The following is a 12106-nucleotide window of genomic DNA, read 5'->3' on the forward strand; positions in this document are numbered from 1 at the left end:
AGGAAAGAAACGTGCAATGAAGAGAATTGGTATTTTTATATTTTATGATTCCGCCGGACAGGTTGACGATTATGTAGAGGTTCTCTTAAAGAGTATGCATAATATCGTCCGGAAATTGATCATTATCATAAATGGAGAATTGAATTGTGAAGGATACAATAGGATAAAAGAGTTCTCTGACAGCATATTCGTAAGGGAGAATCGGGGGTATGATGTCGGCGCATACAAGGATATTTTTACAGAACGTTTGCTTGAAGATGAATGGGTCAACTGGGATGAGATCATTCTTTTCAACGATACATTTTACGGACCGATACATCCATGGGAAGAGATTTTTCGCTTCATGGAAAAAGAAGAAGCAGATTTTTGGGGATTAAGCCGACATCCCGGAGGCGGACGTAGGATTTCAACGGGCGAAGAGATGCCGGCGCATATCCAAAGTTATTTTCTCGTTTGTAAAAGGACAATGTTCTTATCGCTTTTCTGGAAAGAGTTTTGGAATAATCTTAAGTATCCGCGATCCTACATAGATACAGTTGAGAGATTTGAAATCCATTTTACGAGATACTTTACGGAAAAAGGATTTAAGAACAGCGCATATACAGATCATATCCCTATAAAAATGGAAAAAGGAAATAATCCGTATATTTGTTACTTCCAGGACTTGATTTGTAATTATAAATTTCCAGTCTTGAAGAAAAAAACGATATGCCTGATGAATTTGGAAATGCTAAACGGCGTCATGGATCATATAAGAAAAAATACGGATTATCAAACGCAGCTGATCGGTGCGAATGCATCTCGATTATGCAGGAACGGTTACATGAATCCAATTGCTCCTTTTGAACCGGATCGATTAAAAGAATTTTATGATATGCACGAGAGGATATTTATTTATGGGCATGGGATATATGGCAAAGGGATCTCAAGATATTTTGAATATAAGGGATGGAAGCTTGAGGGATTTGTTGTAAGCCGGATAGAGCCTGAAGAAGATAGAGTGCAGGTATCTGCTTATGACGATATGAAGTTTCAGGAAGACGACGGAGTAATACTGGCACTGGGTGAAAAAGCATTTCATGAGGTTTACCAAACAGTAAAAGATGATTTGAGCGCCGGACAATTGTATTGTCCGCAGTACGGCAGTGAGATGAGGGAATCGTGAAAAATGTATATGATATACGATATGAAAACAATTTAATATATGTTCTGTCTTCTGCTCCGGAGGCTCTTTGGCAGGAAATATATTCTGATACATTGATCATCGTCTATTTATACTACCTGGACACGCTTTCGGTTTATTTGCATTATCTTGACGGGATACCGGAAGCAATCCATGTCTGCCTGGTTTCATCCCGGAAGGAAGTCTTAAGAGAGGCCAGAAGACATATGGAAGCATCCGGCAGAAAAAATATTCGGTATATTCTGAAAGAAAACCGCGGGCGTGACGTGAGCGCCCTTCTGGTTACCTGCGCGGACTTAATAAAAGATTATGAATATGTCTGCTTCCTACATGATAAGAAGGAGCGCAGTGCGGAGGTAAAAAGGGATACGGAGCTGTGGATCAAAAACTTATGGGGAAATACGGTTGGCAGCGCGGGATATATCGGCCGTGTCCTGCAGCTGTTTTTAGAGAATCCCTCGTTAGGGGTGCTTGCACCGCCGGAACCGGTGGGGGATCATTTCTGTACCTGGTATGGATATGGCTGGCATGATTCCTTTGGGATCACGGAAGAGCTTGTAGAAAAACTTTGCCTGGATACGGATATAAGGCAGGACAAGCCGCCGGTTACCATAGGGACGGCGCTCTGGTTCAGAAGGGATGCTTTGCAGAAATTATTTGATCATGGATGGGAATACTCGGATTTTGACGACGAGGGGCTGCGAAGGCAGGATTACCTGAGTTATGGGATTGAACGTATCTTCCCATATGTCGCGCAGGATGCGGGATATGATACAGGTACGGTGATGACGGAAGCGTATGCGGCGATACAGACCAATTACCTGCAGCATGCAGCGAACCTGATCTTCAAGGAGGCAGAGCCCTTTTTCCCTGTGAATAACCTGGCTGATCTGGAGCGTTATAGAAGCAATAAGAGCAGCGTGATCGAATTTGCAAAAAGAAACCAGGAGGTATATCTGTATGGAGCCGGGACAATGGGGCAGTTCTGCCTGTCGCTGTTACGGAAGGAAAACATACAGCCGGAAGGGTTTGTTGTCAGCAAGGGCGGCGGGGTTTCCATGGTGGATTGTATTCCCGTGATAGAATTGGAGCGGTTGGAGCACTTGCCGGGAAGGGCGGTGGTCATCACGGTCTACGCCTTGGAGGTACAGGATGAGATTGCAAAGCTGCTTGAAGAACGCGGATGCCAGAATTATATAAGGATGTGGGAAAAGGGTATATAGAATTACAGGAGGGCAGGCATGAAAGCGGGATTAATGAGGGAATGCAGGATGGCGGATACCCTTTACATATACGGGGCAGGCGCTGTTGCGGATATTTTTTATATTTATTTAAAGCAGAAGGGGATGCAGGATAAGGTCAGGGCGTTTGTAGTCACAAAGTTGGGTGGAAATGTACCGGAGAAGTTTGGGCTTAAGGTTGTTGAACTGGCAGGCAAGGCGGAGACGCTGAAAAAAGCGTTGGTGGTCGTGGCGGTGCAGGAAGGCTTGCAGGATGAGATCCGGGAAGTCTTAAGGGAGAATGGGATCTCTGGCTATTGTTGTGTGGATTCCGGGGAGCTTCTGGACCGTTTCTATGAAGCGTTGTACCGGGAGCCGGTAGATGGGCATAAGGTCTTGCTGCAGAACCAGTCCGGAGAAGGCTATGGGGGCAATCCAAAATATATCGCGGAAAAACTTCTGGAAGCTGACAAGGAGCGGAAACTGGAGCTTGTGTGGGCAGTCTCCCATTATAGGGAGAGTTTTCCGGAACGGATCAGGCAGGTTATCTTTGGCAGTGAGGAATATTACCGGGAGCTTGCCACGGCAAAAGTATGGATTGACAACAGCAGGAAAGGGCAGTCTGTGAGGAAGCGGGAGGGGCAATTCTATGTCCAGGCATGGCATGGCGCGGCGCCGGTGAAAAGGGTGGAAAAGGATGTGGAGGATAAGCTCCCGGCATATTACATAGAAGGTGCGAAGAACGATTCAAAAATGGCGGATGTTTTTCTGTCGGGAAGTGAGTTTTATACGGGATTATACAGAAGCTCCTTCTGGTATGATGGGGTAATCCTGAAGTATGGGCTGCCGAGGCATGATGTGTTCTGGGATATGGAAGCGGCGCGGGAGAAGGTGTGCCGGTTCTACCAGGTCGGGAAAGAGGCGGCAATTGTATTATACGCTCCTACATTCAGGGATTATGCGGATGAAAAGTGCTATGACCTGGATTTGGAGCGGGTTGTGTGCGCTCTGGAACAGAGATTTCATAAACGTTTTCAGATGATGGTCAGCAGGCATCCGGTCAATTATCGGGAGTATTCTTTCCGGAAGGATGCAGAGTATCTTTTTGTGGGAGAGTATGATGATTTTCAGGAGCTTCTTGCGGCGGCGGATGTCCTGGTCACGGATTATTCGGGGTGTATGTATGATTTTTCTTATACGGGCAGGCCGGTATTCCTGTACCAGAAGGATTACAGGGAATATTTGGAAGACCGGAATTTTTATATTCCAATGGACAGGCTCCCTTATGTGAAAGCACATTCTAATGATGAACTGGTAGAAGAGATAGAAAACTTTAACGAGGAGAGTTATGCGGATAGATTAGCGTCATTTATGGATTCTATGGGGAATTATGACAGAGGAGATGCCTCGGAGAAGGTAGCCGCGTATTTAAGAGAGCATGTTTTGGATCTCCAGTAGAAAGGGATAGAATATATGAATAAGTTAAGATACATGCATTGGCAGATCGCGTACCGGACATCAAAAGGTGAACCGTTCCGCCTGGTAAACAATCCGGATTATGCATGGGCTGCGGATCCGTTTTTAGTAGAATACAAGGGGCGGATGTATCTCTTTGCAGAACTGTTCTTATACTGTTCGGAGAGGAACGGCGTGATCGGGTATTGTGTCTATGAGGACGGCAGGTTTGGAGAATGGCAGGTTACGATGGACGAGCACTGGCATCTTTCTTATCCTAATGTATTTGTCCGGGATGGGGAGCTTTTTATGTGCCCGGAATCCTGGCAGAAGAATGAAGTAGGGATATACAGGCTTGTACAGTTCCCGGATAAATGGGAACAGACAGGATGCCTGTTTTGTAATGCGAGATATGTGGATACGACGTTCCTACAACAGGGGGAGGAGAGGTATATCTTTACTTTTGCGCCGACATTTTCAGGGGATGAAGGAGAACTGCTGTTGGCGAAAGAAAGAGCGGACGGTACGATGACAGAGCCGGTGGTTATTACAAGGGATGTCGGGACGGCAAGGCCGGGCGGGAATATTCTACGGCGTAACGGCAGGCTCTACAGGGTGTCGCAGGACTGCCGGAATTCTTACGGCGCAGGGCTTGTATTCAGTGAGATCGACTCTCTGGAGCCGGTATATAAGGAACACGCAGTGAAGCGTATTTCCCCTAAGAATCTGAGGATTGAGACAGAGAAGAAGATCCTGGGGGTACATACCTATAACAGGCTTGGCGGCCTGGAGGTGATCGATGTGAAATATTACCAGCCGACATTGGCGGAATATCTTGCGTCAAGGCGGACACGCCGGGTTTTTGTGAATAAGTATTAAGGAGCCGTACTATGGAGCAGAAGGAAAAAGTGATCCTCTTTGGGAGAGGCATGGTATATCAGCGGAAAAAGGAAAGCCTGTACAGACGGTATGAGGTAATAGCGATACTGGATAACGCAGTAAAGCCGGGAGATCCGATCTATCCGTCAATAGAACACCGTGAGATTGTGATGAACCCGGCAGATCTTGGAAAGTTCCCGGATATGCTTCAAGATCCGGATGTGCCGGTGATCTTATTGTCTTATGCGCTTGGGGATATGTCCGGGCAGCTTCGGGAATTAGGGGTGCCTGCAAAGCGTTTCCGGTTTGGCCCGGAGATAGGACCTTATAACACATTTGAAAGGATGCTGTTTGGAAACGGCGGTGAGCTGATCTGGGAGGAAGGGGATATCTTCTACCGGAACAGGGAGCATCGGCTGGATATGAAAATAGATCCGTCAGACCTGGAGAAGCTTGCCGAAAGCCTCAAAGATACGCCGCTATATCCGAAAGCGGACGGTATTTTACAGAACCTTCCGCCGGCTCCGTTGGATGATACCTATGGCATGTGCCGGGGAACGCCGGTTGACAGGTATTATATAGAAGCGTTTCTGGATCTTCAGAAGGAGTGGATTGGCGGAAAAGTGATGGAGATCGGAGACCGTGCCTATACGGAGAGGTTCGGCGGGGAGAAGGTTACGGAATCGGTGATCCTCCATGTGGAGAGGGAGGCGCCAAAGATCAACCAGATCAAAGGGGATCTGTCTACGGGGGAAGGCATTGAGGCGGAAAGCGTGGACTGCCTGATCTGTACCCAGACTTTGCCGTTTATCTATGATGTCCGGGCCGCAGTATGCCAGATCGTGAAGCTTCTGAAAAGAGGAGGGACAGCGCTTATCACGGCTGCCGGCATTTCGCAGATCATACAGTATGAGAGGATTCATTACGGACATTTCTGGAGCTTTACGGAGCAGTCGATGAGACGGTTGTTTGAAGGGATTGCAGAGGTGGAGTCCGTGGATGTGTTTACCTATGGAAATGTAAAGGCTTCTGCGGCTTTTTTATACGGGATCAGCAGTGAAGAATTAAGCCGGGAAGACTTGGAGTTCCATGATCCGAATTACCAGCTGATCGTAGCGGCTGTTATAAGAAAGAAATAAAGAAAGAAATGAGGAGATGGGGCGGATGATTAGGATCTTGCATATGACGCCGCCGGAGGTCAGCAACGGTGTATACAGATATATTTTCAACCACATGCCGTATATAGACCAGTCAAAATACGAGTTTTCCTTTCTGACAAAATCGGCGGACAGCCTTAAGAAGACCAGGGAATACGAGGATTTCCGGTTCCCGGTGTATCAGTTGGACACGGTTCAAAGAGACGGGAGGGAAGCATTTGCCAGGGAAATCAGGAATGTCCTGGGCAGGGGATTCGATGCGGTCCACTTGCATACAAGTTCATGGCGGGGATTCCTGATCGAAGAGATCGCTATGGAGATGAAGGTCCCGAAGGTGATCGTCCATTCCCATAGTTCGGGGATAGATTTTGTGGATCCGGCGGAGCGGGAGAAGCTGTGGAGGGACCATATTTATTATAAAAGCAGGTTTTCCATGGATTATGCGACGGATATATGCGCCTGCTCCCATGTGGCGGCGGACTGGCTCTTTCCGGAGGATATTCCCAGGGACAGGATACAGATCCTTCCGAATGCGGTTGACGTACAGCGGTTCCGGTATCACCGGGAAACGAGGGAAGACATCCGCGGCAGGCTTGGAATCGGGAACCGGGTTGTGGTCGGGCATATAGGAAGGTATAGTTATGCGAAGAACCAGGAATTTCTGGTCCGCTGCTTTGCAAGGGCATATGAGAAGGATAAGAGGCTGTATCTTATCTTGATGGGGCAGGGGGAGAATATATCTGTAGTGAAAAAGCTTGTAGAGGAGTTGGGAATGCAGGAACAGATCGCGTGTTATGGATGGCGGGAGGACACGCCGGATTTCCTGCAGGCGATGGATGTGTTCTGCCTGCCTTCGAGATTCGAAGGGCTTCCGATCTCGGTTATAGAGGCGCAGGCTGCGGGTTTGCGGTGCCTGGTATCGGATCTGGTGACGGAAGAAGTGGATATCACGGGGCTGGTGGAATTCCTTCCGCTGGAAGAGGAATGCTGGGCGGAGGCGCTGGCTGAAGCGGCGAAGACAGGGGATATGGCTGCGGGAAACCGGGAAGGGATCTGGAAATGCCGGATAGATGAAGCATTCCGGCAGACGGGCTATAGTATAGAGGCATCGTGTGAGAAGCTGAGCTGTTTATATGATACAGCGCTTTGTGCAGCGATGAAATGATGCGCCCATTTCACCGTAGGAGAGGCTTAGAGAGTACATCGCATAAAACAGGAGGGAATATGAAAGTGCAGGGGAGCAGATGTGAGTGTGGTAATTCATGCCGGAAACAAGAAGGGAAAGCGATGGATCTGGCTATATACGGCGCCCAGGGCACGGCGCTTGGAGTCTATGAAGCAATACATAACCTGTATCCGCGCAGACGTATCCGATGTTTCCTGGTATCGGAAAGGGGCGGCAATGCAGAGTATTTATCCGGAATCCCTGTGCTGGAGTTAGAAGCATTTTCCGGATCATTATCCCCAAAGGAGAAGGGGAACATCGAGATCCTGATCGCAACACCGGAGAATATGATGCCTGCGATCGAGGCGAGCCTTAAGGAGCATGGGCTGCTTTGTTATGTGCGTTTAACGTCTTCGCGATGGGCGGAGCTCATGAATTGTCATCATGCGGGTGAGAAGGAGTTTATGCCGCTGCGCGCGCTCCCTGTTGGGTTCCATAGGGCTGACCTGCATGTATTTATGGCGAAGTTCCATGGAGATAAGCCGTTATCTGTCGATTATGACCTGCCGGAATGGATCACGCCGATTCAGGTGGGCGCGGTACGGAGCCAGAAGCGTGTTGCTGATATTTTAGATTGCGACGGAGAAAATATTTCCGCAAAGAATGGGAATTATTCGGAACTCACGGCGCTCTACTGGATCTGGAGAAACTGTCTGGGAAGCGGTTCAACTGACAGCCAGGGAAGCGATCTATCCGACAGCGCGTGGAATGAATACTATGGTTTGTCGCATTATAGAAGGATCCTGGAATTGACAGAGGATGATGTGCTGCGGCTTGTGGACAATGGCGTGGATGTGGTCCTGCCCTACCCGATGCCGTATGAACCAGACATTGAAGAGCATCATAAGAGGTATCTGAAGGAAGCGGACTGGAAGGCGGTGCAAAGTGCGGTTCAGGAATTACAGCCGGGGTATGCAAAAGCATTTGAAGATATTTTGAAACAGAAGTATTTCTATAATTATAATATTATCCTGGCGAGAAAAGAAGTGCTTAAGGAGTATTGTGGCTGGCTGTTCCCGATTCTGGAGCGGGTGGAAGAACTGAGCATTCCGAAAGGAGCAGAACGGTCGGACCGGTACATCGGATATATAGCAGAGACGTTGGAGACGCTGTATTTCATGTATCATGCGGCGGACAAATGGGCAGAGAACCGACTTAATATTATGTATTCGGGGTGTAAATTTTTGATATGATGCTCCGCCGTTACGGATTACCCGAAACGGCGGAGTAGTCTTAACCAATCAAGACTGTCTTTCCTTCGAATGCGAATCCGTACTTCCGGATTCGTTCTGGTGCAATGCCTTTTGCTTCCAGAGAGGCAGAGTATTTCATCTGGTCAATCTGAGCAAGAGCCGCCTGGACGGTATCTGCAAGCGTAGCTTCTTCATCCGGATCGCGGACTTTGAATTCCAGGATGATGGCATCGTCCGAATCTTCAAGCGGTTCCAATAGCACATCATACCTTCCGAATCCGCTTTCCCGGTTTGAAGTGATTACGTAGCGTGCGGCAAGGTTCGCTGTAAGACCGAGGACAAAACCATGATAAAAGCGTTCGGGTTCTGTATGCCTGGAAGGGTGTTTCCCGGTATCGAAGAAGCTGAAGGTTGCGAAAGCAACCCGATTCATGTAGATATTCATGGCTTTCACGTCATCTGATAAGAGCGCCTTGATAAAATCATTATATGCCGGGGTGAATCTGGAGAACCATCCGTCAATCATCGTCTTGAACATGATCCGGACTTCCTTGTTCGTGATTGCAAGTTCATATTCCTCCGTTCCCCACTCTTCATCCAGATGATAATTGATAAGGCGCAGATAACCACAGGCGAGAAGAAGACTCCAGATTGCATTTTCATCATAGTTTAACTGGTCGTATACCATCTGCTCATCAATCTGTGTACAGAATGTTTTTCCTTTCAGGAGATCCTCCATAATAATCTTCACATCTGCACTTCCTTCGCGAACCAACTTACTGACAAGGTTGTTGCTGCTGGTGTTTGCCCAGTATGTGGAGAATCTTTCGAACTTCAGATAATTTATAATGGACCAGGGATTGTAGATATCTGTTTGTTTGCCGAATGTAAATCCATCGTACCAGTCTTTTACCATCGCTTTTTTTGAGCATAGTCCGTATTCATCCAGAGCATCCCATACCTCCTGCTGTGTGAATCCAAAGCTATCTGTGTATAAATCGGAAGTAACGGTAACCACCGTTGGATTATTGAGATCAGAGAATACAGATTGCTTGCTGATCCTGGTAATTCCGGTCATAAGGGCTCGTTCCAGATAGGGGTTGGACTTAAATGTGGCATTGAACAGATTGCGGATAAACGAAGTCAGTTCATCCCAGAAGCCATTGACGTAGGCTTCCTGCATGGGGGTGTCATATTCATCCAGTAATATAATAACTTTTTTTCTATAGTAACGCATCAGATAATCACACAGAGCCTTTAGAGATCCGGATGCCAGGTAATCTTCCATGTTAGCGGAAATTGACTGATATAGAGTTTTTTCCTTACTATTTAATAGTCCGCTGTCCAATAGAAAATCGAATCTATTATATAGATCAGTGATAAGCTGGCAGATCTTTTGTCTTGTGTTGTGAAATGTAGTTTCTTTTACGTCTGCAAAACTAATAAAAATAACCGGATAGGTTCCCAGAAGCGTTCGGTATTTTTCATTCCGCCAGATAGAGAGGTTCTGAAACAGAGCTTCTTTTCCTGTATATTGAGTCGAAAAGAAATATTCTACCATACTCAGATTCAATGTTTTTCCAAAACGCCTGGGACGGGTAATCAGGGTGACTACATCATTATTCTCCCACCATTCTTTAATAAAGAATGTTTTGTCGATATAAAACAGGTTCTTTGTAACTAATTCTTCGAAATTCTGGTGACCGATTCCGATCATTCTGGTCATGATGCCCGCGCTCCTTTCGCTTTTACTATCATCTCTATTTGTCTATGCGTCCAATCGCACAAAACAAAAAGCCTCATCGCAGCCCGCTGCGCCTGTGTTTTTGTCCGGCACGCTCGAAAGAGTATCCTGCATGAATATATCGAGATTCCATTTGATTCTCATAATTCTTAAAGTTCCTCTATTTTACAGGTGTGTTTCTTCGTTTTTTTATCATAACTGATTCCGATTCCAAAGATTTTCCCGGTATATTTCGGCCTTTCGCCTAGCGTCCCTCTGAGGCGGAGAGCATAATTCTTCGACTTTATCTGCTGTATAGCTTTTTCTGGCGTGCTGTCTACTTTTAGTTCGAGAATAAAAGCGGCAGAATCTCGATGTTCAGGATAAAAGATAAAATCAACAAACCCTTTGCCGGCTTTTTCTTCTCGTTCAACACGATACTGATCCCGCGCGGACAGATATACTAAGTTTACGATTGCCGCTAATTCTGTTTCCGTGTTATAGGAGAGAATGGGAGATTCTGTGTCATGGGCAAACTGTAAGATTTCCGACATTGTTTCTGTATCTTTATTCAGCGTTGCTTGAAGCATTTTCCGGGAAGCATTTGCAAGATTGTAAATATATCCCAAAGACCTTTCTTTTTTCATCATGGAGGCATAGCTGTCCATCAGCTCTTTGTTCGGAATGAATACAGAGCCGTTTGCATAAGTCAGAAGACCGTAGACGACCATTGCCGAATAGATCTCATCCTTTGTAGACAGACGCATGGAAACTGCCGCGTATTCTTGAATATCAGCCGGAATTGCTTCTTTGGCGAACAATAGAGCCAGATCATCTTGTACGTTATCGGTATTATCCTTGATATAGTTAAAAATAGAGTCGTAAGTTCCAGAGCTTGTCCAGTAATTCCTAAGTTGGTTGTCTGTTAATGCGCACACAATGGAGCGGGGATTGTAGAGCCTGCCGCCGGAAGCAGTATGATAGCCGTCATACCAGGACGTTAACTCATCCCGGCTGATCCGGGGTTCTTTAGTGGTCTTCTGATAGATATCAAAAAGTGAATCTACTTCCGAGTCTGAAAATCCAAAATATTCACTGAACCGTTCTGAAGTTGCCATATTATATTCCAAGAACATGTTCAGTTCAGAGCCGTCGGAATATTTGGCAATGGGAAGGATCCCTGTCATATAAGTAAGTTCTGCATAAACCTTGTCTTTCAACAGTGATTTCAAAAACAGAAGATATGCTTCCTGATCTTCTGGCGTGCAGAAGGACATGTGAAATAAGGCGTCCCACTCGTCTAAGATAAAGAAGAAACGCTGACCGGTCTTTTGGAAGATATTTGTCATGATATCCCATGTGGCGTCACCTATATGAATATCAAACTCAGGATATGCTTCGGAGAGATCCTTGTTAATACCATTCTGGATGCGGTCGATGTACTGAAAATAGCTGGTGCATTGTCTGGGGACCTCACTGAAATCAATATAGATGACATGATGTTGGTTCAAATGCTTACGATAGTCGGGATTCTCCTTGCCGTCTTCTCCTGTGGCGAGCGCCAGATTGTCAAACAAGTGTCGGCTGTCTACGGCGCTGCCAAAGAAAGCGCCGATCATGTTTGCCATGACGGTTTTCCCAAAGCGGCGCGGTCTTGTAATACAGAAGTAACGATTCCACTTCCCAATGGAGGGAATTAATTCCTGGATCAACATAGATTTATCCACAAAATATTTTTCAGAGAGGATTTCCTTAAAATTCTCGTAAGGCTTTCTGCTGTCTAAGAAGATACCCATAATAATGCTCCTTTAGGATTTTGTAAATAATTCGTCGGTTTCTTTGTCAGAGAGGCGATATCAGATTCAGCTCTTATAAAAACGTTCTTTTCTGCTGTTAGTATAACATATATTATAGGTCAATGACAGTGGATTGTATGATAATAACTGGATTTCAATGGATTTGATTGGACTCGGGGGAGGTAGAAGTAACCGATAAATGAATCTATGAAAAATGAGAATTTTTAAGAAAATGGAATAAAAAATTATTACGAAAATATGTAGTTTTTCGTAAT

9 protein-coding genes are annotated in these 12106 nt (G+C 46.1%); 7 read left to right on the top strand and 2 right to left on the bottom strand.

The features are described from left to right. Nucleotides 1-16: 16 nt before the first annotated feature. Genes VSQ62_RS32175 through VSQ62_RS32205 form a run of 7 tightly spaced genes read left to right on the top strand, consistent with a single transcriptional unit; the run spans nt 17 to nt 8312 of the window. Entirely contained in the window at nt 17-1165 is a 1149-nt protein-coding gene (locus tag VSQ62_RS32175; RefSeq protein WP_334638768.1) for a rhamnan synthesis F family protein, read from the top strand. Next, a complete protein-coding gene (locus VSQ62_RS32180) occupies nt 1162-2406 on the top strand; it encodes a rhamnan synthesis F family protein (protein WP_334638769.1) in 1245 nt (414 codons plus the stop codon). The genes VSQ62_RS32175 and VSQ62_RS32180 overlap by 4 nt, the downstream gene beginning before the upstream one ends. Nucleotides 2407-2424: 18 nt before the next feature. Then, nucleotides 2425-3861 (top strand): CDP-glycerol glycerophosphotransferase family protein, encoded by a 1437-nt coding sequence (locus tag VSQ62_RS32185; RefSeq protein ID WP_334638770.1) that lies wholly within the window; start codon nt 2425-2427, stop codon nt 3859-3861. Nucleotides 3862-3876: 15 nt separating this feature from the next. Then, complete coding sequence (locus VSQ62_RS32190) at nt 3877-4737, top strand: glucosamine inositolphosphorylceramide transferase family protein (protein WP_334638771.1); 861 nt, start codon at nt 3877-3879, stop codon at nt 4735-4737. Between the two features lie 11 nt (nt 4738-4748). Further along, complete coding sequence (locus VSQ62_RS32195) at nt 4749-5876, top strand: methyltransferase domain-containing protein (RefSeq protein WP_334638772.1); 1128 nt, start codon at nt 4749-4751, stop codon at nt 5874-5876. A gap of 25 nt (nt 5877-5901) precedes the next feature. Next, nucleotides 5902-7059 carry a glycosyltransferase gene (locus VSQ62_RS32200; RefSeq protein ID WP_334638773.1) on the top strand — a complete coding sequence of 386 codons (1158 nt, stop codon included), beginning with the start codon at nt 5902-5904 and terminating at the stop codon, nt 7057-7059. 59 nt (nt 7060-7118) lie between these two features. Further along, on the top strand, nt 7119-8312 hold the full coding sequence (locus VSQ62_RS32205; RefSeq protein WP_334638774.1) for a DUF4422 domain-containing protein: 1194 nt from the start codon (nt 7119-7121) through the stop codon (nt 8310-8312). Nucleotides 8313-8352: 40 nt separating this feature from the next. On the opposite strand, the gene VSQ62_RS32210 is transcribed toward VSQ62_RS32205, so the two are convergent. Then, the gene (locus tag VSQ62_RS32210) at nt 8353-10038 is read right to left on the bottom strand and encodes an AAA family ATPase (RefSeq protein WP_334638775.1); all 1686 of its coding nucleotides are present in this window, start codon (nt 10036-10038) and stop codon (nt 8353-8355) included. A 167-nt stretch (nt 10039-10205) separates the two neighbouring features. After that, nucleotides 10206-11831: an AAA family ATPase gene (locus tag VSQ62_RS32215; protein ID WP_334638776.1), complete on the bottom strand. Its 1626-nt coding sequence runs from the start codon at nt 11829-11831 to the stop codon at nt 10206-10208. Between the last annotated feature and the right edge of the window lie 275 nt (nt 11832-12106).

The organism is Sporofaciens sp. JLR.KK001 (genome assembly GCF_036941055.1).
Classification (GTDB): Bacteria; Bacillota; Clostridia; order Lachnospirales; family Lachnospiraceae; genus Sporofaciens.